General features: G+C 65.3%; 23 protein-coding genes. 11 read left to right on the top strand and 12 right to left on the bottom strand.

Annotated features, from left to right (window positions below; genetic code table 11):
* The first annotated feature begins 138 nt into the window (after positions 1–138).
* The 7 genes from IN820_RS15485 to IN820_RS15455 all read left to right on the top strand — a co-directional run bounded on the left by IN820_RS15485 (position 139) and on the right by IN820_RS15455 (position 9,406).
* Positions 139–1,116, top strand: coding sequence for a TRAP transporter substrate-binding protein (locus IN820_RS15485; protein ID WP_193681818.1), 978 nt, complete (start codon positions 139–141; stop codon positions 1,114–1,116).
* 68 nt (positions 1,117–1,184) lie between these two features.
* A complete protein-coding gene (locus IN820_RS15480) occupies positions 1,185–1,718 on the top strand; it encodes a TRAP transporter small permease (protein WP_193681817.1) in 534 nt (177 codons plus the stop codon).
* Between the two features lie 53 nt (positions 1,719–1,771).
* Positions 1,772–3,055 carry a TRAP transporter large permease gene (locus IN820_RS15475; protein ID WP_193681816.1) on the top strand — a complete coding sequence of 428 codons (1,284 nt, stop codon included), beginning with the start codon at positions 1,772–1,774 and terminating at the stop codon, positions 3,053–3,055.
* Positions 3,056–3,079: 24 nt separating this feature from the next.
* Positions 3,080–3,871 carry an enoyl-CoA hydratase gene (locus IN820_RS15470; RefSeq protein WP_193681815.1) on the top strand — a complete coding sequence of 264 codons (792 nt, stop codon included), beginning with the start codon at positions 3,080–3,082 and terminating at the stop codon, positions 3,869–3,871.
* A gap of 29 nt (positions 3,872–3,900) precedes the next feature.
* Entirely contained in the window at positions 3,901–5,088 is a 1,188-nt protein-coding gene (locus tag IN820_RS15465; protein ID WP_193681814.1) for a CaiB/BaiF CoA transferase family protein, read from the top strand.
* Between the two features lie 76 nt (positions 5,089–5,164).
* On the top strand, positions 5,165–6,373 hold the full coding sequence (locus IN820_RS15460) for a pyridoxal-phosphate-dependent aminotransferase family protein (protein ID WP_193681813.1): 1,209 nt from the start codon (positions 5,165–5,167) through the stop codon (positions 6,371–6,373).
* Between the two features lie 33 nt (positions 6,374–6,406).
* Positions 6,407–9,406 carry an FAD-binding and (Fe-S)-binding domain-containing protein gene (locus tag IN820_RS15455; protein WP_193681812.1) on the top strand — a complete coding sequence of 1,000 codons (3,000 nt, stop codon included), beginning with the start codon at positions 6,407–6,409 and terminating at the stop codon, positions 9,404–9,406.
* A 99-nt stretch (positions 9,407–9,505) separates the two neighbouring features.
* Here IN820_RS15455 and rnt read toward each other — a convergent pair whose 3' ends face one another.
* Both rnt and pyrC read right to left on the bottom strand, forming a co-directional pair.
* Entirely contained in the window at positions 9,506–10,186 is a 681-nt protein-coding gene (gene rnt, locus IN820_RS15450; RefSeq protein WP_193681811.1) for a ribonuclease T, read from the bottom strand.
* On the bottom strand, positions 10,183–11,226 hold the full coding sequence (gene pyrC, locus IN820_RS15445) for a dihydroorotase (protein ID WP_193681810.1): 1,044 nt from the start codon (positions 11,224–11,226) through the stop codon (positions 10,183–10,185). Before pyrC ends, rnt begins: the two co-directional genes overlap by 4 nt.
* A gap of 187 nt (positions 11,227–11,413) precedes the next feature.
* Between pyrC and IN820_RS15440 the strand changes: the two genes are divergently transcribed.
* From IN820_RS15440 to gloA, 3 genes are all read left to right on the top strand, one after another.
* Positions 11,414–12,304: a flagellar protein MotY gene (locus tag IN820_RS15440; RefSeq protein WP_193681809.1), complete on the top strand. Its 891-nt coding sequence runs from the start codon at positions 11,414–11,416 to the stop codon at positions 12,302–12,304.
* 87 nt (positions 12,305–12,391) lie between these two features.
* Entirely contained in the window at positions 12,392–13,609 is a 1,218-nt protein-coding gene (locus tag IN820_RS15435; RefSeq protein WP_193681808.1) for an argininosuccinate synthase, read from the top strand.
* Positions 13,610–13,744: 135 nt separating this feature from the next.
* Positions 13,745–14,137, top strand: coding sequence for a lactoylglutathione lyase (gene gloA / locus IN820_RS15430; protein ID WP_037038671.1), 393 nt, complete (start codon positions 13,745–13,747; stop codon positions 14,135–14,137).
* A gap of 387 nt (positions 14,138–14,524) precedes the next feature.
* Here gloA and IN820_RS15425 read toward each other — a convergent pair whose 3' ends face one another.
* The 8 genes from IN820_RS15425 to rsxA form a co-directional block, all read right to left on the bottom strand.
* Positions 14,525–14,704: a PA3496 family putative envelope integrity protein gene (locus IN820_RS15425; protein ID WP_003282969.1), complete on the bottom strand. Its 180-nt coding sequence runs from the start codon at positions 14,702–14,704 to the stop codon at positions 14,525–14,527.
* A 109-nt stretch (positions 14,705–14,813) separates the two neighbouring features.
* Positions 14,814–15,452: an endonuclease III gene (gene nth / locus IN820_RS15420; RefSeq protein ID WP_193681807.1), complete on the bottom strand. Its 639-nt coding sequence runs from the start codon at positions 15,450–15,452 to the stop codon at positions 14,814–14,816.
* Positions 15,453–15,551: 99 nt separating this feature from the next.
* Positions 15,552–16,265 (bottom strand): electron transport complex subunit E, encoded by a 714-nt coding sequence (locus IN820_RS15415; protein ID WP_193681806.1) that lies wholly within the window; start codon positions 16,263–16,265, stop codon positions 15,552–15,554.
* Positions 16,262–17,032 carry an electron transport complex subunit RsxG gene (gene rsxG, locus IN820_RS15410; RefSeq protein ID WP_235989176.1) on the bottom strand — a complete coding sequence of 257 codons (771 nt, stop codon included), beginning with the start codon at positions 17,030–17,032 and terminating at the stop codon, positions 16,262–16,264. Before rsxG ends, IN820_RS15415 begins: the two co-directional genes overlap by 4 nt.
* Before the next feature lies 1 nt (position 17,033).
* On the bottom strand, positions 17,034–18,062 hold the full coding sequence (locus tag IN820_RS15405) for an RnfABCDGE type electron transport complex subunit D (RefSeq protein WP_193681805.1): 1,029 nt from the start codon (positions 18,060–18,062) through the stop codon (positions 17,034–17,036).
* 57 nt (positions 18,063–18,119) lie between these two features.
* A complete protein-coding gene (gene rsxC / locus IN820_RS15400; protein WP_193681804.1) occupies positions 18,120–20,597 on the bottom strand; it encodes an electron transport complex subunit RsxC in 2,478 nt (825 codons plus the stop codon).
* Complete coding sequence (gene rsxB, locus IN820_RS15395; protein ID WP_193681803.1) at positions 20,594–21,169, bottom strand: electron transport complex subunit RsxB; 576 nt, start codon at positions 21,167–21,169, stop codon at positions 20,594–20,596. Before rsxB ends, rsxC begins: the two co-directional genes overlap by 4 nt.
* Positions 21,166–21,750, bottom strand: a complete 585-nt coding sequence (gene rsxA / locus IN820_RS15390; RefSeq protein ID WP_193681802.1) for an electron transport complex subunit RsxA — start codon at positions 21,748–21,750, stop codon at positions 21,166–21,168. The genes rsxB and rsxA overlap by 4 nt, the downstream gene beginning before the upstream one ends.
* A gap of 196 nt (positions 21,751–21,946) precedes the next feature.
* On the opposite strand from rsxA, the gene IN820_RS15385 reads away from it, so the two are divergent.
* Positions 21,947–22,333, top strand: coding sequence for a hypothetical protein (locus tag IN820_RS15385; RefSeq protein ID WP_193681801.1), 387 nt, complete (start codon positions 21,947–21,949; stop codon positions 22,331–22,333).
* A 208-nt stretch (positions 22,334–22,541) separates the two neighbouring features.
* On the opposite strand, the gene IN820_RS15380 is transcribed toward IN820_RS15385, so the two are convergent.
* Together IN820_RS15380 and IN820_RS15375 are read right to left on the bottom strand one after the other, a co-directional pair.
* Entirely contained in the window at positions 22,542–23,648 is a 1,107-nt protein-coding gene (locus IN820_RS15380; RefSeq protein WP_193681800.1) for an enoyl-CoA hydratase/isomerase family protein, read from the bottom strand.
* A gap of 70 nt (positions 23,649–23,718) precedes the next feature.
* The gene (locus IN820_RS15375) at positions 23,719–24,537 is read right to left on the bottom strand and encodes an enoyl-CoA hydratase (protein WP_193681799.1); all 819 of its coding nucleotides are present in this window, start codon (positions 24,535–24,537) and stop codon (positions 23,719–23,721) included.
* Positions 24,538–24,639: the final 102 nt, after the last annotated feature.

Below are 24,639 nucleotides of genomic sequence, written 5' to 3'. Positions count from 1 at the left end.
GAACGATACCCAACGCATCTGCTGGCTGGCGGGTTGCCTATCCGTCAGTGGTGCCTACGTTCGGATCGAATCGTCAGGGCCGGCCTGAGCCACGGGTAATTGCGGTACCACCTCAATAAGAACAAGAGTGGAGGCAGCATGAAAATCTTCAAATCAGCGTTGATCGGGTCGTTGTTGGGTCTCACTGCGTCGCTTGTCCAGGCGGCGGAAATCCAGATCAAGTTCGGCCACGTCGGTGGCCCCGGGTCGCTGTTCGAAATATCGGCCAACGAGTTCGCGCGCATCGCCAACGAGAAGCTCGAAGGCACGGCCAAGGTCGTGGTCTACGGCTCCAGCCAGCTCGGTGACGACTCGCAGATGCTCAACAAACTCAAGCTCGGCTCGCTCGACCTGGCGCTTCCCTCGACCGTGATGAGCAGCGTGGCGCCGGAATTCTCGCTATTCGAAATGCCCTACCTGATCAGCGACCGCGAACACATGAAGCGTGTGCGCGACGGACTGGTTCGCGACGTGCTGTACAAGGCCGCGGAAGGCAAGGGCTACAAGATCATCGGGGTCTGGGAGAACGGCGTCCGGCAGATCACCAACAACGCCCGCCCGATCGTCGTGCCGGGTGATCTGAAAGGCCTGAAGCTGCGGACGCCGAACGGTATCTGGCGCGTCGAGATGTTCAAGAGCTACGGTGCCAACCCGGCGCCGATGGCGCTCTCCGAAGCCTTCGTGGCGCTGCAGACCGGCGCGATGGACGGCCAGGAAAATCCCCTGGTGCAGAGCTATTCGCAGCGCTTCCACGAGGTCCAGAAATACCTCTCCATGTCCAACCACGTCTACACCCCCGCCTTCGTGCTCACCGGCGCGAGCTGGAAACGCTACCCCGAGGACGTGAGGCAGGCGCTGACCGAGGCCGCCGAACAGGTCGAGGCCTATGCCCTGGAGCAGGGCCAGGCGCTCGACGAAAGCCTGGTGACCAAGATGGAAGAGGCCGGCATGGAAGTGAACGAAGTCGACCAGCAGGCCTTCATCGACGGCTCCGCCGCGATCTACGCCAAGTTCGCCAAGGAAGTCGAGGGCGGCCAGGCGATGCTCGACAAGGTGCAACAGCTCCGCCAGATGTAACCCACCTGCCTCCGCATGACCGCACCCGGCCCGGTGCGGCGATGCCTCAGATAGATCGGAGAGAGCTGATGAATTCCGTCGCCGCTTTCAGAAAGGGTTTTTCCAAGTTTCTCGAAATCATCGTGGTCCTCAACGTCGTGGCGCTGGCCCTGGTGATCACCATCGGCTTCGTCTCGCGGCTGGCCGGTTCGCCGTTCAGCTGGTACGACGAAGTGGCCTCGGTGGGGCTCGCCTGGCTGACCTACTACGGCGCGGCGCTGGCGGCCGCGAAAGGGGCGCATATCGGCTGCCCGAGCCTGATCAATTACTTCCCGCCGACGTTGCGCCTGGCCGTTGCGCTGGTCGCCGAAGCGATCACCATCGGTTTCTTCGTGCTGCTGGCCTGGACCGGCATGCAGGTGGTGCTGATCCTCGAAGGCTCGACGCTGGTCAGCCTGACCAGCGTGTCGCTGCAACTGACCCAGTCCGTGCTGCCGATCGGTTCGGCGCTGTTCATCATCGCCGAGCTGCTGCGCTTGCCGGAGGTGATCGAGAGCGCCAAGGGCAGCGGATTCATCGATCACGAACTCGAAGAAGCCGGCATCAAGCTCGCCAAGGCGTGAATGGCCGAAACGCATAACGAGCGTCCGTGGCGGGCGCTCGGGGAGAACAAGAAATGACCATCCTCTACATGTTCCTTGGCTTGATATTCCTGATACTCATCAACGTCCCGGTAGCCATCGCGCTGGGTGTCGTCGGTGCGGTGGCGATCTTCATGAGTTACGGCGCACTGGCGCTTCCCAATATCGGGATGGTCATGTACGACGGCACCACCAGCTTCCCCCTGATCGCCATTCCGCTGTTCATTCTCGCCGGCGCGATCATGAACGCCTCGAGCATCTCGCGGCGCCTGATCGACCTGGCCTCGGCGCTGCTGGGGTTCATCAAGGGCGGGCTGTCGATGGTCACCATCGGCGCCTCGATCTTCTTCGCGGAGATTTCCGGCTCCGCCGTGGCCGGAGTCTCGGCCATCGGCAGCATCATGATCCCGGCGATGAAGAACAAGGGCTACTCGAAGGAGTTTTCCGCCGCGTTGTCGTCCTCGGCGGCGAGCCTGGCGATCATCTTGCCGCCTTCGATTCCCATGATCCTCTATGCGGTGATGTCCGGTGAGTCGGTGGTCAAGATGTTCGTTGCCGGCATATTCCCGGGCCTGCTCGGCGCCTTTGGTCTGGCCTGTATGTGCTATTACCTGGCACGCAAGCACAACTTCCCTTCGGAGGGCGCCTTCCAGAGCAAACGGCTGTGGGAGACCTTCAAAGGCGCGATCTGGGCGCTGTCGATCCCGGTCATCATTCTTGGTGGCATTTTCGGCGGGGTCGTGACGGCCACCGAAGGCGCTGCGCTGGCGGTGGTGGTGGCGATATTCATCAGCGCCGTGGTGTACCGGGAGTTCACCCTTGCCACCTTCTACAAGGCCTGTCTCGACGCTGGGGTGCAGACGGCGGTGGTGATGTTGCTGGTGGCGAGCTCGGCCGTGGTCGGGCTGTACCTGACCGAAACGCAGTTGCCACAACAACTGGCCGGTACGATCGGCGAGATGACGAACAACAAGTACGTCATCCTGGCGCTGCTCAACATCATCTTCCTCATCCTCGGCATGTTCCTGCACTCGGCTGCGGCCATCATCCTGGTCGTGCCGATCGTGCTGCCGCTGGTACTCGCCGTCGGCATCGACCCGATCCACTTCGGCCTCATCGTCACGCTGAACCTGGCCATCGGCCAGCAGACGCCGCCGGTGGCCAGTGTGCTGATCGCCTCCTGCTCCATCGCCAAGGCGGACATCTGGGCCACGACCCGTACCAATCTCTGGTTCCTCGGGGTGCTCGTGCTGATCCTGATGATCAACACCTACATTCCCGCCTTTGCCATGGCACTGGTAAACCTGATCTACGGCTAAGGGCCACTCAACGGAGAAAGAACGATGAGCGATACATCCAAGGGGCAGGTCGATTGTCGTGTCGAACAAGGCGTGGCCTGGATCGGCTTCAACCGCCCGGAGAGCCGCAACGCGATGACCTGGAACATGTACGACACGTTGGCCCGGTTGTGCCAGGAAGTCGAGGCCGACCGCGGCATCACCGCCGTGGTGTTTCACGGATGCGGTGGCCAGGCGTTCGTCGCCGGTACGGATATCAAGCAGTTCGCCGATTTCGACGGCGAGGCGGGGGTGGCCTACGAGCGCCGGATCGACAGCGCCATCGCCGGGCTGGAAAACCTGCGCAAACCGACCATCGCCTTGCTGGAAGGCTTCTGTGTCGGTGGCGGGGCGGCCATCGCGCTGGCCTGTGATTTCCGCTACTGCACGCCGTCGCTGAAGTTCGGCGTGCCGATCGCACAGACGCTCGGCAATTGCCTGTCGGCGACCAATGTCTCGCGTCTCATGGACCTCGTGGGGGTCGCACGGACGAAGGAAATCCTCATGGCGGCCACGCTGATCGAGGCGCCCGCGGCGGCAACGATGGGGCTCGTCAGTGCGGTACTCGAGCCGGAGGTCATCTATCAGGAGGTAGCCCGCAAGGCGCAGGCATTCGCCGGCCGGGCGCCGCTCACCGTGCAGGCCTCCAAGGAGCTGATCAACCGGGTGCTCGCGCACCGGCGCACCGCGGCGGATGCCGGCGACGACTGGGTACGGGCCTGTTATGGCAGCCGGGACTTCAAGGCCGCCGTCGGCCGGTTCGTCAGCAAAACGTCCTTCGAGTGGTCCGGTGAATGACATCGGCGCTCACAGCCTTGGAGAACACCATGCTTGCACTGCAGAACATGAAAATCCTCGATATATCGCAAATCATGGCCGGGCCGTACTGCACCATGGTGCTGGGCGACATGGGCGCCGAGGTCATCAAGGTGGAAAAGGCCAACGGCGGCGATGACAGCCGGCAGATGGGGCCTTACGTCAATGGCGAGTCCAGCTGCTTCCTGCAGATCAACCGGAACAAGAAGAGCATTTCGCTGAACCTCAAGGACAGCCGCGCCAGGGACATTTTCTATCGCTTGGCCAGCGAAGCCGACGTGATCGTCGAGAACTATCGACCGGGTGTCACCCAGTCGCTGGAGATCGACTACGAAACGATCAGCCGGATCAATCCCGGCATCATCTATTGCTCGATCTCCGGCTACGGCCAGACCGGCCCTTACAGCAACAGGGGCGGCTTCGACCTGGTCGCCCAGGGCATGAGCGGGCTGATGTCGATGACCGGCGAGCCGGGGCGGCGCCCGATGAAAACCGGTGTCGCGGTCTACGACATCGGTGGCGGCATCACCGCGATCTATTCCATTCTCGCCGCCTATATCCACAAGCAGAACACCGGCGAAGGGCAGCACATCGACATCGCCATCACCGAATGCGGCTTGCCCTGGTTCAGCTGGGAAGCGGCGGCCTATTTCGCCGAGGGCAAGGTGCCGCAGCCCACCGGTTCGCGCCACCGTGTCTCGGCGCCTTATCAGGCGATCCGGGCCGAGGATGGCTACCTGATGCTCGGCTGCGCCAACCAGCGCACCTGGGAACGTCTGTGCCGCGACGTGATCGGGCGTGAGGATCTGCTGGCCGACGAGCGTTTCGTCACCAACAGCGACCGTGCGCGCCATGTCGAGGCGCTCGAAGACATTCTCGAAGACATCCTGTCCCGGCAACCGATCCAGCACTGGCTCGAACGCTGCGATGCGGCCGGCGTGCCGGCGGGACCGATCAATGACTTCGCCCAGGCCATGCAGGACGAACACTACCTGGCCCGTGGGATGGTCCAGGAGGTCGAGCACCCGGTGGTCGGCAGCATGAAAACCATCGGCTTTCCCTCCAAATTCTCCCGCACGCCGTTGCAGATCCGCCGTCCGGCACCCCTGTTCGCCGAGCACACCGACGAGGTGCTGCAGGGCATCGGCATGAGTGACGAGGAAATTCTCGGTTTGCGCAACGAGGGCTGCATCCGCTGAGGGGCCGCTTCGTTTTTTATATGCTTTTGAATTCAAAACGCAAAATACAAAATCAAGAACAATCGGGAGAACCGCCATGTTGAAGCTCGATTTCCACCCCTCCGGCCGCCATTTCCTGCAAATCCCGGGGCCGTCTCCGGTGCCGGATCGCATCCTGCGGGCCATGAGCCTGCCGACCATCGACCACCGCGGCCCCGAGTTCGGCGCGCTGGGGCTGGAAGTGCTACGCAAGATTCGCGAGGTGTTCAAGACCGAGCAGCCGGTGGTCATCTACCCCGCGTCGGGCACCGGCGCCTGGGAGGCGGCGCTGGTCAATACGTTGTCGGCGGGCGATCGGGTGCTGATGTTCGAGACCGGCCACTTCGCCACGTTGTGGGAGAAGATGGCGCGCCGCCTGGGGCTCGAACCGGAGTTTCTCGGCTTGCCGGGGTACGACGGTTGGCGCAACGGGGTGCAGGCCGACATGATCGAACGGCGCCTGAAGGAGGACAGCGACCATAGCATCAAGGCGGTCTGCGTCGTGCACAACGAAACCTCCACCGGCGTGACCAGCGACATCGCCGCCGTGCGCCGGGCGATCGACGAGGCGCGGCACCCGGCGCTGCTGCTGGTCGATACCATCTCGGGTCTGGCCTGTGCCGACTACCAGCACGATGGCTGGGGCGTCGACGTGACCATTTCCGGCTCGCAGAAGGGCCTGATGCTGCCGCCGGGCATCAGTTTCAACGCCGTTTCCGACAAGGCCATCGAGGCCAGCCGTCGCGCGCAGCTGCCCAGGAGCTTCTGGGCCTGGGACGAGATCCTGGGCCTGAACGAGAGCGGCTACTGGCCCTACACCCCCAACACCAACTTGCTGTACGGCCTCAACGAAGCGCTGGACATGCTCCTCGAGGAAGGTCTGGAGCAGGTGTTCGCCCGTCACCAGCGCTGGGCGGCCGGCGTGCGCACCGCAGTCGAGTGCTGGGGCTTGCAAGTGCAGTGCCAGGACCCGAGTGTCTACTCGCCGGTGCTGACCGGCGTGGTGATGCCCGACGGGATCGACGCCGACAGCGTGCGCAGCCTGATCTACCAGCGCTTCGACCTGTCGCTGGGCACCGGGCTGGGCAAGGCCAAGGGCAAGATGTTCCGTATCGGCCACCTGGGTGACTGCAACGACCTGACGCTGATCGCCACCCTCGGCGGCTGCGAGGCCGGCCTCAAGTTGTCCGGGGTGAAGCTCGAGGGCAGCGGCGTGCTCGCCGCGCTGGACTATTTCGCCGCGCATCCGCTGGGCGACGCGCGCTGATATCCCCTTCGACCGCTGACATGGGAGGTCATGATGACTTCGTTTACCGAACCCAGAATACCGGCGAGCAAGGTGCCGCTCGAGCGTATGTCCGCGCTGGCGGCGCGCCTGCAGCGCGAGATCGCCGGGGAGGTGCTGTTCGACACGGCGTCGCGCGGCCGCTATGCCACGGATGCCTCGATCTACCAGGTCATGCCGGTCGGCGTGGTGATCCCGCGTCACCAGCATGACCTGCAGGTGGCGCTGGATATCGCCCGCGACGCCAAGGTGCCGCTGCTGGCCCGTGGCGGCGGCACCAGCCAGTGCGGCCAGACCGTGGGCGACGCCCTGGTGGTCGATGCCAGTCGCTGGCTGAACCAGATCGTCGAGTTCGATCCGCAGGCGCTTACCGTGGTGGTCGAGCCGGGGCTGGTGCTCGATGATCTGAACCGTTGGCTCAAACCACATGGCCTGTGGTTCCCGGTGGACGTGTCGACGTCCGCCCAGTGCACGCTCGGCGGCATGGCCGGCAACAACTCCTGCGGCTCGCGTTCGATCCGCTACGGCAACATGGTGCACAACGTGCTGGGCATCGACGCGCTGCTGGCCGACGGTAGCGAAGGCCGCTTCGGTTTCCTGCACGAACTCGCCGAGGGTGACCGGGTGCGCCAGATCGCCCGCGAGGTGCAGCGCATCGCCGAGCGCGAGCAGCCGAACATCCGCGCGCATTACCCCAAGGTGCTGCGCCGGGTCGGGGGCTACAACCTGGACCTGTTCGATTGCCAGAACCCGCGCCCCTACGACCCGGACGGGCAGACCAACCTGGCTCACCTGTTGGTCGGTTCCGAGGGCACCCTCGGCATCAGCCGGCGGATCAAGCTCAGGCTCGCACCGCTGCCGCGGCACAAGGTGCTGGCGGTGGTCAACTTCCCGACTTTCTACCAGTCGATGGACCTGACCCAGCACATCGTCACGCTCGACCCGACGGCGGTCGAGCTGGTCGATCGCACCATGATCGACCTGTCGATGGAGAATCCGTCCTTCAAACCGGTGATCGAGAAGGCGCTGATCGGCCAGCCCGAAGCGCTGCTGCTGGTCGAGTTCGCGGGCGAGGACGTCGCCGGTCTGCGCCAGTGCCTCGACCGGCTGACCGAGCTGATGGCCGATCTCGGCCTGCCCGGCAGCGTGGTGAGCATGACCGAGGCCGCGGAACAGACGGCGCTGTGGAACGTACGCAAGGCCGGTCTGAACATCATGATGAGCATGAAGGGCGACGGCAAGCCGGTGTCCTTCATCGAAGATTGCGCCGTGCCTCTGGAGCATCTCGCCGAATACACCGCCAAGCTCACCGAGGTGTTCCACAAGCACGGCACCGAGGGGACCTGGTACGCCCATGCCAGCGTTGGCACCCTGCATGTCCGGCCGATTCTCGACATGCGCCGTGATGGCGCGAAAAAAATGCGTGCCATCGCCGAAGAGGCTTCGGCGCTGGTACGCGCCTACAAGGGTGCCTATTCCGGTGAGCATGGCGACGGGTTATGCCGTGGCGAATGGGTGGCGTGGCAATTCGGTCCGCAGCTCAATACCGCCTTCAAGGAGATCAAGCAGCTGTTCGATCCGCAGAACCTGCTCAATCCCGGCAAAATCGTCGACACCCCGCGCATGGATGATCACAGCTATTTCCGCTTCCCCAGGACTTATCAGCCGATCCCGGTAACGCCGGTACTGGACTGGTCGGAGTGGAACGTACTGCGCGATCCGCTGACTGGTGAGCAAAGTGCGCCCGGCAGCGGCGCCGATCCGACTGGCGGGCTGATCGGTGCCGTGGAGATGTGCAATAACAACGGCCACTGCCGCAAGTTCGACGCCGGCACCATGTGCCCCAGCTACCGCGCCACGCGCAACGAGCAGCACCTGACTCGCGGGCGCGCCAACACCCTGCGCCTGGCGTTGTCCGGGCAGCTCGGCAGCGAGGGGCTGGCCAGCGAGGAGGTCAAGGCGGCGCTCGATCTGTGCGTGTCCTGCAAGGGCTGCAAGCGCGAGTGCCCGACCGGCGTCGATATGGCGAAGATGAAGATCGAGGCCCGCGCGGCCTGGGCCAGGAACAATCCGCTGCCGCTGCGCGAGCGGTTGGTGGCGCAGATGCCGCGCTATGCGCCTTACGCCCGCCATCTGGCAGGTCTGACCGCCGCCGTCGAGCGCATGCCACTGCTATCGCACTGGCTCAAGCGCAGGCTCGGTTTGGCCGAGCAGCGGGCGCTGCCGCGCTTCGCGGGCAACTTCCTGGCGAGCACCCGCGCGAGCCCTTCGGCGTCCACGCGGGAAGTCCTGCTGTTCGTCGACACGTTCAACAACTACATGGAACCCGAGAACGCGCAGGCGGCCTGCCGGGTGCTCGAGGCCGCTGGCTATCGGGTGCACTTCAACCAGGCGCCGCAGGAACGACCGCTGTGCTGCGGGCGTACCTACCTGGCGGCGGGGCAGGTCGACAAGGCCAAGGCCGAGGCGCGGCGCACGCTCGATCATCTGCTGCCGTTCGTCGAACGCGGCGTGAGCATCGTCGGCCTCGAGCCCTCGTGCCTGCTGACGATGCGCGACGAGTTTCTGCGCTACGGCTACGGTGAGCAGGCCAAGGCACTGGCGAAGGCGTCCTTCCTGTTCGAGGAGTTTCTCGTCAAGGAACACGATGCCGGCCATCTGCAGCTCAGGCTCAAGGCCCTGGAGACGCCGCGGGCGCTGTTGCACGGCCATTGCCATCAGAAGGCGTTCGACGCGCTGCGGCCGGTGGAACGGGTATTGCGCTGGATACCGGACCTGCAGGTCAGGACCATCGAAACCTCCTGCTGCGGCATGGCCGGCAGTTTCGGCTACGAGCACGAGCACTACGAGGCCTCGATGCAGATGGCGGAGCTGGCGCTGCTGCCGGCGGTCCGTCAGGCCGAGGCGGGCGACCTGGTGGTGGCCGACGGCACCAGTTGTCGGCACCAGATCCAGGATGGCGCCCAGCGCACGGCGTTGCATGTGGCGAGGGTACTGGAGCGGGCGCTGGCCTGAGGTGACCGCTGGCAGGCCCGCGCACCGATGGCGCGGGCCTTGCCGGCAATCAGATGCAGGCCGCCCGCGCCGGGCGGCCCTTGGCTGGGGGCGACGCGCTCAGTCGTCGAACTCTTCCCAGCCGCCCATCTCCTTCCAGCGGTTGACGATGCCGCAGAACAGCTCGGCGGTTTTCTCGGTGTCGTAGCGGGCCGAGTGGGCCTCGCGACCGTCGAAGTCGATTCCCGCCGCCTGGCAGGCCTTGGCCAGCACGGTCTGGCCGTAGGCGAGGCCAGCCAGGGTCGCGGTGTCGAAGCTGGAGAAGGGGTGGAAGGGGTTGCGCTTGATCTCGCAGCGGGCGATGGCGGCGTTGAGGAAGCCCAGGTCGAAGCTGCTGTTGTGGCCGACCAGGATCGCGCGCTTGCAGCCGTTGGATTTCACCGCCTTGCGCACGTTGCGGAAGATCTCGCCCAGGGCGTGCGACTCGGCCACGGCCATGCGCAGCGGGTGGTCGAGCTTGATCCCGGTGAACTCCAGCGCGGCGGCCTCGATATTGGCGCCGGCGAAGGGTTCGATGCGGAAGAACTGCGGCTCCTCCGGATACAGCAGGCCCTGTTCGTCCATGGCGATGGTGACCGCGGCGATTTCCAGCAGCGCATCGGTGGCGCAGTTGAAACCGCCGCACTCGACGTCGATCACCACCGGCAGGAAGCCACGGAAGCGCCGTGCCATCGGCGAGCGGGGTTTGCCGGGCGGGTGGCCTTCAACTTCCAGTTCGTCGTCGAAGTTGTCGTCGCTCATACGCTCTCCTCCAAGCGCCAGTGCAGGCGCTCACCGGCCCGCAGCGGGACGACCACCTGCTCGCCGAACGGCAGGTTGGCCGGTACGTCCCAGTCCTGGCGAACCAGGGTGATCTTCGCGGTATTGCGCGGCAGGCCATAGAAGTCCGCGCCGAAGTGGCTGGCGAAGGCCTCCAGCTTGTCCAGCGCCTGGCGCTGTTCGAAAGCCTCGGCATACAGCTCGATGGCGGCATGGGCGGTGTAGCAGCCGGCGCAGCCGCAGGCGGCTTCCTTGGCATGCTGCGCATGGGGCGCCGAGTCGGTGCCGAGGAAGAATTTCGGGTTGCCGCTGGTGGCCGCGTCGAGCAGCGCCTCCTGGTGCAGGTTGCGCTTGAGCACCGGCAGGCAGAACAGATGCGGGCGGATGCCGCCGACCAGCATGTGGTTGCGGTTGTACAGCAGGTGATGCGCGGTGATGGTGGCGCCGACGTTGCTGCCGGCCGCCTCGACGAATTGCACCGCGTCGCGCGTGGTGATGTGCTCGAAGACCACCTTCAGCGTCGGGAAGCGCGCGGTCACCCGGCTCAGCTGCTCGTCGATGAAATATTTTTCGCGATCGAAGATATCGATTTCGCCACGGGTCACTTCGCCGTGGACCAGCAGCGGCAGGCCGACCTCGGCCATGGTTTCCAGCACGCCGAAGATGTTGTCGATGGCGGTCACGCCGGATGCCGAGTTGGTCGTGGCGCCGGCGGGGTAGAGCTTGGCTGCATGCACGAAACCGCTGGCCTTGGCCGCACGGATATCCTCCGGGCGGGTGCCGTCGGTGAGGTAGAGCACCATCAGCGGCTCGAAGCGACTGCCCGCCGGACGGGCGGCGAGGATGCGCTGGCGATAGGCCTCGGCCTCGTCGGCGTTGCGCACTGGCGGCACCAGGTTGGGCATGATGATGGCGCGGGCGAACTGACGGGCGGCGTCCGCCACCGTGTGGGGCAGGGCGGCGCCGTCGCGCAGGTGGATGTGCCAGTCGTCGGGGCGCAGCAGTGTGAGTCGGTCGAGCATGCGGGGTTTCCAGGCGGGTGAAACGTGCGCGAATGCTACCGGAAAAGCCTGGTTACGGCACGCCGGCTTCGTCTCTGCGCGCGGCTTCCGGCTGTTCGGCAGGTCATGCCGAGCGTGAAGGCTGCGCTCAAGTTTTGCTCATGCGCACCGATACGCAACAGGAACACGCATCCTCCCGGAGCTCATCGTGCGCCTGCGTCCCCTCGTACTGCTGTGCCTGCTGGCCTCGCCGGCCAATGCCCTGACGTTCCAGACTCGTCTGGAACGGGTGCAGTGGCAGGTCGAGGGCGATCAGTTCGAGTGCCGGCTGGTGCAGCCCATCGCCGGCTTCGGCAGCGGCCAGTTCGTCCGTCGCGCCGGCGAGCAGGCGATCTTCCGCCTGCAGTCTCCGGAGCGCTGGCTGGGCGCCGGCTCCGCGACCCTGCTCGCGGCCGCCGCGCCCTGGCAGCCGACGCGCAGCGACATCAATCTGGGCGTGGTGTCCGTGGGCGGCGGCGAGATTCCATTCAACAGCACCCAGCTGCAGGCCGGACGGCTGCTCAGCGGGCTGCTCGAAGGGCGCAGCCCGGTGGTCCGCCATCGTACGCTGCACGGCGAGACGCTGGAGATTCGCCTGCTGCCGGCGCGCTTCGGCAAGGCCTACGAGGATTACCGGGCCTGCACCGCCAAGCTGCTGCCGGTGAATTTCGATCAGGTTCGCCAATCGCAGCTCGGCTTCCCCAGCGCCGACGTGGCGCTGGACCCGCGGGCGCGGGCGCGGCTGGATATCGTCCTGCAGTACCTGCGTGCCGACCCCAGCGTCAACCGCATTCTCCTCGATGGCCATTCCGACAACAGTGGCAATCGCCTGCTCAACCGTGACCTGTCCCGACGCCGTGCCCTGGCGGTGCAGGACTACCTGCTCGCCAACGGCGTACCGCCAGAGCAGATCACCCTGCGCTTCCATGGCGAGCGCTATCCGCTGGTGGCCAACAGCAGCGAGGCCAATCGGGCGAAGAACCGCCGCGTGACCCTGCGCCTGGAGCGCGAAACGGTGCCGGTCACGGCCTCGGCCGCCGAGGCCGGCCCGTCGTCCTGAGCACAGGCATGGCCGCGCGCCCCTGTAAAACCACGGTCGCGATCGGTAGAATCACAGGTTTTCCGTACAACCCGTGGAGCTGATGGCATGGCGGACGTTAAGAAGGTGGTTCTGGCCTATTCCGGTGGCCTGGACACCTCGGTGATTCTCAAGTGGCTGCAAGACACCTATAACTGCGAAGTGGTGACCTTTACCGCCGACCTCGGCCAGGGCGAGGAAGTCGAACCGGCCCGTGCCAAGGCCCAGGCGCTGGGTGTGAAGGAAATCTTCATCGACGACCTGCGCGAAGAGTTCGTCCGCGATTTCGTCTTCCCGATGTTCCGCGCCAACACCGTCTACGAAGGCGAGTATCTGCTGGGCACCTCCATCGCCCGTCCGCTGATCGCCAAGCGCCTGATCGAGATCGCCAACGCCACCGGCGCCGACGCCATTTCCCACGGCGCCACCGGCAAGGGTAACGACCAGGTGCGCTTCGAACTGGGCGCCTACGCGCTCAAGCCCGGCGTCAAGGTCATCGCCCCCTGGCGCGAATGGGATCTGCTGTCGCGCGAGAAGCTGATGGACTACGCCGAGAAGCACGCCATCCCGATCGAGCGCCACGGTAAGAAGAAGTCGCCGTACTCCATGGATGCCAACCTGCTGCACATCTCCTACGAAGGCGGCGTGCTGGAAGACACCTGGACCGAGCACGAAGAGGACATGTGGCGCTGGACCAAGTCCCCGGAAGCCGCGCCGGATACCCCGACCTACATCGAGCTGACCTACCGCAAGGGCGATATCGTCGCCATCGACGGCGTCGAGATGACCCCGGCGAGCGTCCTGGCCAAGCTCAATCAGATCGGTGGCGAAAACGGCATCGGTCGCCTGGACATCGTCGAGAACCGCTACGTCGGCATGAAGTCGCGCGGCTGCTACGAGACCCCCGGCGGCACCATCATGCTCAAGGGCCACCGCGCCATCGAGTCGATCACCCTCGACCGTGAAGTGGCTCACCTGAAAGACGAACTGATGCCCAAGTACGCCAGCCTGATCTACAACGGTTACTGGTGGAGCCCCGAGCGCAGCATGCTGCAACAGATGATCGATGCTTCCCAGGTCAGCGTGAACGGCGTGGTGCGCCTGAAACTGTACAAGGGCAACGTCATCGTCGTCGGCCGCAAGTCCGACGACTCGCTGTTCGACGCCAACATCGCCACCTTCGAGGACGATGCCGGCGCCTACGACCAGGCCGATGCCGGTGGCTTCATCAAGCTCAACGCGTTGCGCATGCGCATCGCCGCCGGCAAGGGCCGCACCTTGTTGTGAGCTTCAAGCTTCAAGCTTCAAGCTTCAAGCTTCAGGCGGCGGGAGCGCGCTTGTGGCTTGAGGCTTGCCGCTTGCAGCTAAAAAGCCCTGGCCCATGACGCCGGGGTTTCATTTTCTGACCGTGAGGAAGATGACATGCGTCTTTTGCATACCATGCTGCGTGTCGGCGACATGGACAAATCCATCGCCTTCTACACCGAAGTGCTGGGCATGACCCTGCTGCGTCGCAAGGACTACCCGGAAGGCAAGTTCACCCTGGCCTTCGTCGGCTACGGCGACGAGGCGCACAACAGCGTCATCGAACTGACCCACAACTGGGGCGTGGACAGCTACCAGCTGGGTGACGGTTACGGGCATATCGCCCTGGAAGTGGAAGACGTCTACAAGGCCTGCGAGGACATCCGTGCCCGTGGCGGCAAGATCACCCGCGAGCCGGGCCCGATGAAGCACGGCTCGAGCATCCTCGCCTTCGTCGAAGACCCGGACGGCTACAAGATCGAGCTGCTGTCGCCGCAGCGGGGCGACTGAGCAGCCGATACCAAGCCTATGCCCCCGTGTTGCTCGCAGTGCGGATGTGTTCCGGATGTCCGTAGGAGGCGCCTCCGGGTCTTCGACGCAGCGCTGTCGTGCAGCAAGCAGAGTGCAGTCGCAGGTCACTCTTCGAGAAAGCCGCATTGCACACGGCGCCCGTAGGAACCGGGGGGCGCCGAGTCCTTGCCGGCGATCATCGGCGTTGCGGCGGATCCCCCGCAAGCGGGCTCCTACAAGCGCCCCAGGCTTCACTGCGGGCCATGCCCGCGAAGCTTTTGTGCGCTGGGTGTTCGCGGGCATGGCCCGCTCCTCCGGGGGTATGTCCATCCGTAACAGCCAGCCCTGCCGTAGCCTATGAAAAAGCCCCTTGCGGGGCTTTTTCGTTTACAGGTCGAAGTCGAAGTCGTTCAACTGTTTCTGCAGGCGGCGTTCCTCGAGCAGGTTGTCGATGATCCGGCGCTTGGTCAGATTGGTCTTGGCGACCTCGACCGGGGCTTCGCTGCTCTCGTCGTCATCTTCGGCGATGAAATCGTCTTCGATCTGAATGTCTTCTTTCTCGGCCACTTGTTCACTCCAAGGCTACGGGGGCGCTCTTGGCGCACCTTATAGCGGCAAATCCGGGGCCGGTAAAAAAGTTTTTTTCAATCGCCAGGCACGCTTTTTACGTGAGCGATCAATCGTCCGAAGTCTTGTGCTTGTATTCGCACAGGTCCTCGATCCGGCAACTGCCGCACTGCGGTTTGCGCGCCTTGCAGACATAGCGGCCGTGCAGGATCAGCCAGTGGTGGGCGTCGAGCAGGTATTCCCTGGGCACGAACTTGATCAGCTTGCGCTCGACCTCCAGCACGTTCCTGCCCGGTGCGATGCGCGTGCGGTTGCTGACCCGGAAGATGTGCGTATCCACCGCCATGGTGAACTGGCGGAACGCGGTGTTGAGCACCACGTTGGCGGTCTTGCGGCCGACGCCGGGCAGGGCCTCCAGATCCTCGCGGTTGTCCGGAACCTGACCGCCGTGTTTCTCGATCAGGATGCGGCAAGTTTCGATGACGTTCTTCGCTTTGCTCGGATACAGGCCGATCGTGCGGATGTACTCGCAGAGCCCGTCGTAGCCGAGCGCGTAGATCGCCTCTGGGGTGTTGGCCACCGGATAAAGCTTGGCCGTGGCCTTGTTGACCCCGACGTCGGTGGCCTGAGCCGATAGAATCACTGCGATCAGCAGTTCGAAGGGCGTGCTATAGGCCAGCTCGGTCTTCGGCTCGGGATTGTCTTCGTGAAAGCGGCGAAAGATTTCCCGGCGTTTTTCGGTGTTCATGCAAACAGCTCCAAGCTTCAAGCCACAAGCGTCAAGCCGGGGCCGATGTCAGAATCACTGCCGCTTCTACTTGCCGCTTGAAGCTTGCAGCTTGCCACTTCATTCGATCACCCCGGTCACGCGTACGCGACGGCTCTGCACGGGCGTTTCGGGTTGCCGCGCCCTGGCGCGTTCGGCCAGTTGCTGGTCGATACGGTTCTTCAGGGCGATCAACAGCCCGAGCACGATGAACGCGCCGGGCGGCAGGATCGCCAGCAAAAAGCCCTTGTAGTCGCTGAAAAGGGTGATCTGCCAGTCGTTGGCGATGGGGCCGAACAGCAAGTGCATGTTGGCGAACAACGCACCGGTGCCGAACAGTTCGCGCAGGCCGCCGAGTACCACCAGTACCAGGCAGAAACCGATGCCCATGACCAGGCCGTCGAAGCCGGCCACCAGTGGATTGTGCTTGGCCGCAAAACCGTCGGCGCGGCCGAGGATCACGCAGTTGGTGGTGATCAGCGGGATGAAGATGCCGAGAATCTGATAGAGCTCGTAGGTGAAGGCCTGCATCAGCAGCTCGATGCAGGTGGTCAGTGCGGCGATGATCATCACGAAGGCCGGCAGGCGCACGGCGGTGTTGACCACGCCACGCACCAGCGACACGCCGATGTTGGAACAGGTCAGCACCAGCATCGTCGCCAGGCCGAGACCGAGGGCGTTGACCGCCGAGTTGCTCACCCCCAGCAGCGGGCAGAGCCCGAGCAGTTGCACCAGTGCCGGGTTGTTCTTCCACAGACCGTTGACGGTCAGTTCGCGGTAGCTGGGTGCGCTCATGGCTGGTCCCCCTCCGGTTTGGCTCGAGGATCGCTGGCAGGCAGCTCGTCGCGCGTCGCGGCGTCGCCGGCACGGGAGTGGGTGGTGGCTTCGGCGGGCTCGCTGTGGTCGTCGAGCGGGGCCGGCGCTTCCGCCGTACCGGCATCGGTCGCTAGCAGCTCGGTCTTGTGCGCGTCGAAGTACTGCAGCGCGCGATGCACCGCGGCGACCACTGCACGCGGGGTGATGGTGGCACCGGCGAACTGGTCGAACTCGCCCCGGTCCTTCCTGACGGCCCAGCCGGCGTCCGCGGGATTACCCAGTGACTTGTCCTCGAAACTGCGAATCCACGGACTCTTCGCCAGTTCGATCTTGTCGCCCAGGCCTGGCGTTTCACGGTGGCCGATGACCCGGACACCAGCGACCCGGCCGTCAGCGTGAATGCCCACCAGCAGGTGGATGGCGCCGCTGTAACCGTCCGGCGCAATGGTCTGGAGGATCACTGCGCTCGGACGCCCGTCCTTCATTGCGACGTAGGCGGGCAGGGGGCTTCTATTGCCCAGCAGGCGGTCCTGAATCGGCACGCTGTTGTCGAGCAGGTGGTTGTCATAACTGCCGGCAGGCAGGATTTCGCCCAGTGCGCGGACCTGCGCGGCGCGTTCGGCGGCCTGGATGCGTTCGGCGGTGCCCTGCTGCAGCAGCGTCACCGCGCCCACCGTGACGATGGCGAACAGGCCCAGCACCGCGGCGTTCTTCAGCATCGAGCGGCTGATTTCCGGAAGCATCATGTCATTCGCCCAGCTTGAAGCCGCGCTCGGCCTTGCGGTGGCCGTAGGTGCGCGGGCGGGTGTAGTAGTCGATGGTGGGGGCAGCCAGGTTCATCAGCAATACGCCAAAGGCCATTGCGTCCGGATAGCCGCCCCAGGCGCGGATGACATAGACCAGGATGCCGACACCGGCCCCGAAGATCAGGCGGCCGCGCGGGCTGGTGGCGCTGCTCACCGGATCGGTGACGATGAAGAAGGCGCCGAGCATGGTGGCGCCGCTGAGCAGGTGAAACAGCGGCGAGCCATTGCTGTCCGAACCCGAGCCGTTCCAGAACACCAGGCTCATCAGCGCCAGGGCGCCGAGCATGCCGACCGGCGCATGCCAGCTGAACAGGCGCTTGTGCAGCAGGAACAGGCCGCCGGCGAGGAAGGCCAGGTTCACCACCTCCGAGCCGATACCGCCGAAGTGGCCGAAGGCGGGGTTGCGCCAGAGCTCGTCGACGGTGAGGCTGTTGTTCACCTTCATCACATCCAGCGCGGTGGCCTGGGTCCAGCCGTCCGGCAGCGAGGCGATGCCGAGGATGTGCTGCAGGCCGCTGCCCAGCCCGACGCTATGGGGCACGGGCCAGGTGGTCATTTCCACGGGAAAGGAGATCAGCACCACCACGTAGCCGACCATCGCGGGATTGAAGGGGTTCTGGCCGAGCCCGCCGTAGAGTTGCTTGCCGAAGACGATGGCGCAGCCGCTGGCGATCAGCGTCAGCCACCACGGCGAATACGGCGGCAAGGCCAGCGCCAGCAGCACGGCGGTGACCAGCGCGCTGCCGTCGCGCAGGAAGAAGCCTACCGGGCGCTGGCGCAGCTTGAGGATCACGGCTTCGAAGGCGAGCGCGGTCGTGCAGGCCCAGGCCAGGTTGATCAGGGTGCCGGCGCCGTACAGCCAGGTCAGCACGACCACCCCGGGCAGGGTGGCCGCGAGCAGCAGCAGCATGACGCGCTGGGTCCGGTTGGCGCCCTTGGCATGGGGCGAGGTGATACGGGGCAGGGCCATCGGCTCTCCGGTCTAATGCTTTACGTGGAGCGGGCCCTGGATGGGCTCTCTCCGAAATCAGTGATCCTGGTATTCCGCCAACTGGCGCTCGGCCTGGTCCAGACGCGCCCGGGCGGTTTCCAGCGCGGCCGGCTCGGCGTTCTCCTCGCGCTCCAGCTTGCGCAGGTCGGCACGGGCGAAGGCGACCTCGGTCTTGAGTGCGCGCTGGCGTTCGTCGACGCCGGGTTTGGCGGTACGTACCAGTTGCGGCGCCGGCTTGGCCGAGGCGTCTTCGGCGGCATGCAGCGCCTGCTCGGCCGCGGCCAGGGCATCGCGCAAGCGGCTCAGCTCGGCTTCTTCGGCGCCAGCCTTCTCGGCTTTCTTCAATTCGGCGCGCTTCATCGCCAGTTCGATCTTGGCCTTTTTCAGCACCTCGTCGCCGGCTGGCTTGGCGGGTGCGGCCGGTGCCGCATCCTGTGCGGCGGCCAGGGTTTTCTCGGCTTCATGCAGTTGCTGGCGCAAGCGGGCGAGTTCGGCCTGCTGATCGTCGTCGGGGGCTTCGAGCTTCTCCAGCTTGCGGAGCTGCGCCTTGAGCATGGCAGCTTCGATCTTGGCCTTCTTCAGCGCCTCGTCGCCGGCCGGCGTGGCGGCCGGTGCGGGCGCTGCACTCTGGGCGGCGGCCAGCGCCTGCTCGGCTTCATGCAGTTGCTGGTGCAGGCGGGCGAGTTCGGCCTGCTGATCGTCGTCGGGCGCTTCGAGCTTCTCCAGCTTGCGAATCTGCGCCTTGAGCATGGCGGCTTCGATCTTGGCTTTCTTCGCAGTTGTGTCGTTGACCGTGGAGGGTGAAGCGCTGGCGCCTTCCTGCATCGCGGCATCCAGCGCCCGCTGTGCGGCTTCGGCGGCGTTGCGCAGGTCGGCGACCTGGGCTTCCAGTTCCGCCGTGGCATGCGTGGCCAGCTGTTTCTCAGCCTTCTTCAAGGCGACCTGGGCCATGCTGGCTTCGATCTTCAGCTTCTTTTGCGTTTCTGAGAGGCCGGCTTTCTGCGCTGGGGCTACGGCCGCTGCATCGGCCGTCGTTGTGGCTGGTCCGCTTTCGCTCTGCGCGGCCTTGGCGCGGGCGGCGCGTTCGGCGCGGGCCTTGCGTTCGGCTTCCTTCTGCTCTTCGGCGCGGCGCAGGCGTTCCTGGCGCAGTTCGAAGCGCTGCCTGGAGTGCTCGGCCTTCTGGTGCTTGTGCTCCAGTTCGCGAATCTCGCCCTTGGCGGCGCGGTAGTACTGCACCAGCGGAATGCTCGAAGGGCAGACATAGGCGCAGGCGCCGCACTCGATGCAATCGAACAGGTGATGGGCCTTGAGCTGCTCGTGCTCCTGGCCGAGGGCAAAGAAGTGCAATTGTTGCGGCAGCAGGCTCGCCGGGCAGACCTCGGCGCATTCGCCGCAGCGGATGCAGGGCAGCGCCGGTGGGGGTGGTGGCAGCTCTTCGAGCGTGCTGGCCAGCAGGCAGTTGGTGGTCTTGATCACCGGCACGTCGAGCGAGGGCAGGGTGAAGCCCATCATCGGCCCGCCCATGATCAGGCGGTTGAGCCTGTCCGGCATGAGGCCGGCGAAGGCCAGCAGTTCGTTCACCGGCGTGCCGATCAGCACCTCGACGTTCATCGGGCGCGCCAGGGCCTCGCCAGTGAGGGTGGTGATGCGCGAGATCAGCGGTTTGCCGAGCAGTACCGCATCATGGACGGCGACGCAGGTGCCGACGTTCTGGCAGAGCATGCCGATATCCGCCGGCAGGCCGCCGCTGGGCACTTCTTCGCCGGTGAGGATCTGGATCAGCTGCCGTTCCCCGCCGGAGGGGTATTTGGTCGGGAACACCTTCACCGTGAACGGGCGTTCGCCGATGGCCGCGCGCACGGCGGCGATGGCCTCGGGCTTGTTGTCCTCGATGCCGATCAGCACGTCCTGCGGCTGGATCAGGTGCGCGAGGATTTCGATGCCGGCCACCAGCTCGGCGGCCTTCTCGCGCATCAACAGGTCATCGGCGGTGATGTAGGGCTCGCACTCGCTGCCGTTGATGATCAGCGTGCGGATCTGCTGGGTCGGCGGTGGCGTCAGCTTGGCCGAGGTGGGGAAGCCCGCACCGCCGAGCCCGCTGATGCCGGCCTGGCGAATGATTTCCAGCAGTGCGGTACGCTCGAGTTGCCGGTAGTCCGGCTGCGGATGCAGCTCGATCCACTGGTCCTGGCCATCGCTGTCGATGACGATGGCATTGCCGAGCATGCCCGACACGTGCGGATAGGGTTGCGCTCCGATGACGCTGATCACGCCGGAGGTCGGCGCATGCAGCGGGGCACTGACGAAGCCGCTGGCCATGGCGATCCGCTGGCCCTTGAGCACATGCTCGCCGAGCGTCACACAGGGCTCGGCCGGTACGCCCAGGTGCTGCGCCAGCGGCAGAATCAGGCGTTTGGGCAGCGGGGCTGGCTGGAGCGGGGCGCGGTTGGACAGCTCCTTGCGCTCCGGCGGGTGAACGCCGCCATGGATGTCCCAGATTTTCATGGCGGTCATGCGGCCTGCTCCCGGTCGGTGGCGATCATCTGGCCGGGCGCCAGCGGCTTATCCCATTTCCAGCTCTGCAGATTGCTGCCCACTTCGATCATGTCGATGCAGTCCACCGGGCAGGGTTCGACGCAGAGGTCGCAGCCGGTGCATTCGGAAACGATGACGGTGTGCATCTGCCGCGCGGCGCCGACGATGGCATCCACCGGGCAGGCCTGGATGCATTTGGTACAGCCGATGCATTCGGCTTCGCGGATGTAGGCGACCATCTGCGGCTTCTCGCCGCCTTCGGCGTCCAGCGGTTCCGGCTCGACGTCGAGCAGGTCGGCCAGTGCCTGGATGGTCGCCTCGCCACCCGGTGGGCACTTGTTGATCTTGTCGCCGCCGGCAATCGCCTCGGCGTAGGGCTTGCAGCCCGGATAGCCGCATTGCCCGCACTGGGTCTGCGGCAGCAGGGCGTTGATCTGTTCGGCGATGGGGTCGCCCTCGACGCGAAAGCGCACCGCGGCGAAGCCGAGGATGGCACCGCCGAGCAGGCAAAGGGCGAGCAGTGCGAGCACTGCGATGAGGACCGCGCTCATAGCTTGATCAGCCCGGTGAAGCCCATGAACGCCAGCGACATCAGGCCGGCCGTGACCATGCCGATCGCCGCGCCCTGGAACGATTTCGGCACGTCGGCGATGGCAATGCGCTCGCGCATGGCGGCGAACAGCACCAGCACCAGCGAGAAGCCCAGGCCGGCGGCGAAGCCGTTGACGGTGGCGCTGAGGAAGGTGAACTCGGCCTTGTTGGCGTTGAGCAGGGCCACGCCGAGGACGATGCAGTTGGTGGTGATCAGCGGCAGGAAGATGCCCAGCACGCGATAGAGCAGCGGACTGGTCTTGTTCACCACCATCTCGGTGAACTGGACCGTCACCGCGATCACCAGGATGAAGCTGATGGTGCGCAGGAATTCCAGGTCCAGCGGCTTGAGCACGTATTGCTGCACCAGGTAGCTGCACATGGCCGCCAGGGTCAGCACGAAGGTGGTGGCCAGCGAGAGGCCGATGGCGGTCTCGATCTTTTTCGAGACGCCCATGAACGGGCACAGACCGAGGAACTGCACCAGCACGAAATTGTTGACCAGGATGGCGCTAACCATGATCAGGGCGAGTTCGGTCATCGAAGGTTCCGTCGCGCTCTGCGAGAGTCGTGGGGCGAAAGGGTCGCTATTATCGGGAAGCGGCCGCAGGCATACAAGCTGCGGCAGCCCGTCGCGGCGATCGGGCGATGCGCGAGGCCGGTTGTCCGCGGCTTCAGCATATGCCTAATTATTGTGGTCTGATGAGTCGAAGCCGGCGACAGCATTGGAGGTGCCCATGAACATTCGTTCCGCCCTGGTTCTGCTCTGCCTGAGCCTGGGCGTCGCCACGCAGGCGCATGCGGATCGGCGCGACGGGGTGTGGGTTTTCCAGGCCGAGAGCCCCCGCTACTACAATCCGGGCTATCGCCACGAGAATCGGCCGTATCAGTACGATCCGCGTAGCCCCTATCCGCAGTACCCGCACTATCAGCGCAACCTGCCGCCGCGTTATCAGGGCCAGCTGCCCCCGCAGTACTACGACCGCCAGCGTGGTTTCGAGCGACGGCAGTACTGGCGCCAGGAGCACCGTTATCAGCGTTCGCCGTTGATCAGGGATGGGCGCGATCATCGGCTGCGGCCGGATTATGGCCGGGGTGGGCGTTATCAGTACTACCGGCGTTGATGGCAATCCCGTTCAGGCAAGCACAACGAGTACTTTGTAGGAGCGCGCCATGCGCGCGAATCGCGGGCATGGCCCGCTCCTGCATGTGATCCTGCAGGGGACTTCAGCCCACCAGCGCTGGCCAGTGCGGGCTAAAGCGGGTCGCCGCCCGGTCCGCCCCAGCAAGAGTCACGAAACTCATCCCCAGCGGTTTCGAGCAGCCCGCCGCTCAGGCCAGATCGGCCAGCGGGTGCGACCCATCCCAGGTCGGCTCGAAATGCGCCTCGACCACGGCCATGGGAACGCTCTGGACGTCCGGCCAGTGCCAGCGCGGCTGGCCGTCCTTGTCGAGCAGGCGCGCGCGAACGCCTTCGGTGAATTCCGGGTGACGACAGCAGTTCAGGCTCATCGCGTACTCCATGTGCAGTGCTTGCGCCAGCGACAGCCGGCGGCCGCGCTGCAATTGTTGCCAGAGCAGATGGGCACTCAGCGGGCACGCCTCGGCGAGGCGGGTTGCCGCCTGGGCAAGCAACGGATCGCTGTCCCGGGTCAGTGCGGTTAACGCGTGCCAGGCCTGGGGCAGCTCGGCTACGTCGAGCAGTTCGTCGATGCGGCTGCGCCGAGGCAACAGCTGGGCGACCGGCAAATGCTCGACCGTCCCGTTGGCGAGCGCCCTGAGCAGGCTGGTGAGCTGGCTCGAGGCCTGTTCCTGCCAGTTGATCTGCACCAGGCCTTCGATCAGGTCATGTTGTCGCTCGGGGGCCAGACAGCGGTCGGCGAGGCCCAGGTCGAGGGCGTCGCGCGCATTGATCTGCGTGCCGCCGAGGCCGAGGAACAGCCCCAGCTTGCCGGGCAGGCGCGAGAGGAACCAGCTCGCCCCGACATCGGGATAGAGGCCGATGGCAAGCTCCGGCATGGCCAGCCGGCTGTCCGGGGTGACGATGCGGATCGCGGCACCTTGCAGCAATCCCATACCACCACCCATGACATAACCGTGGGCCCAGCAGAGCATCGGTTTGGGATAGGTATGCAGCCGGTGATCGAGGCGGTATTCGTCGGCGAAGAAGCGCTCGGCCAGTGCTGGCACCGTTCCCGGGCTTTCTTGACAGGCGCGAGCCAGGCGTCGGACGTCGCCGCCGGCACAGAAGGCCTTGGGGCCGTTGCCGCGCAGGAGCACGCAAACGATCGCAGGGTCCTCGGCCCAGCGCTCGAGTTGGTCGAGCAGCGCCTGGATCATCGACAGATTCAGGGCGTTGAGGCTGTGCGCTGCGTCCAGGCTGGCGATGGCGACACGGTTGCCATGCAGGGCGGGGCATTCTTCGAAGCTGACGTTCATGGGCATTCTCGGCGCTGGATGCTGGCGGCGGGTATGGCTGTGATCGACGCCGCGACGAGCGGCCGGGCGATCATCGGTTGCGCCAGCGCGGGTCGCGTTTTTCCAGGAAGGCGTTTACGCCCTCGAGCGTGTCCTCGGCCTCGAACAGCCCGACGAAGGCTTCGCGTTCGGCGGCCGCGAAGGTGGTCGGCAGTCGGTGGCGGGCGCCATCGATCAACGGCTTGGCGGCGCGCACCGCCACCGGGCTCTGCTGTGCGACGCGTGCGGCGAGCAGCAGGGCATGCCCGCGCGCTTCGCCCGGCTCGACCACCTGCTCGACCAGGCCGATGCGCAGCGCAGTGTCCGCGGTGATGCGTTCGCCGCAGAGGATCATGCGCTTGGCCCAGCCTTCGCCGACCAGCCAGGCCAGTGCCTGGGTGCCGCCGGCGCAGGGCAGCAGGCCGACCGAGGCTTCCGGCAGGCCCAACTGTGCCTGCTGTTCGGCGATGCGCAGATCGCAGGCCAGCGCGCACTCCAGGCCGCCGCCCAGGGCGAAGCCGTTTATCGCGGCAATGGACACGCCGCGGAAGTCCCGCAGGGCCTCGAAGGCCTCGCCGAAGCGCCGGGCCATCTCGCGAGCGCGGTTGTGATCGCCGTCGGCGAACAGCTTGAGATCGGCGCCGGCACTGAAGAACTTCTCGCCTTGGCCGCAGATCACCAGGGCATAGATATCGTCGTCGTGGTTCAGGTGTTCGATGACTTGCCTGAGGCCGATCAGGGATTCGCGATCCCAGGTGTTGGCGGGAGGATGATTGATGGTGATCAGCGCCGTGTGGCCGTGCTTTTCCACGGTCAGCTTGTGGGTCAGGTCGAAGACGCCGGCTTGATAGGACTCTACAGCAGTGCTCATGGACGCAATCCTCGTGACAGGTTCGGGGCTCCGTTGCTGGCGGTTCTGCCGCTGCTTCTGTTCAGAGTCCTTCCGATGCTCCGGGGTTGCAACCATTGCGAA

The sequence above is a fragment of the Pseudomonas lopnurensis genome, from assembly GCF_015070855.1.
In the GTDB taxonomy this organism is placed as follows: Bacteria; Pseudomonadota; Gammaproteobacteria; order Pseudomonadales; family Pseudomonadaceae; genus Stutzerimonas; species Stutzerimonas lopnurensis.
This window is presented reverse-complemented; position numbering and strand designations above follow the sequence as displayed.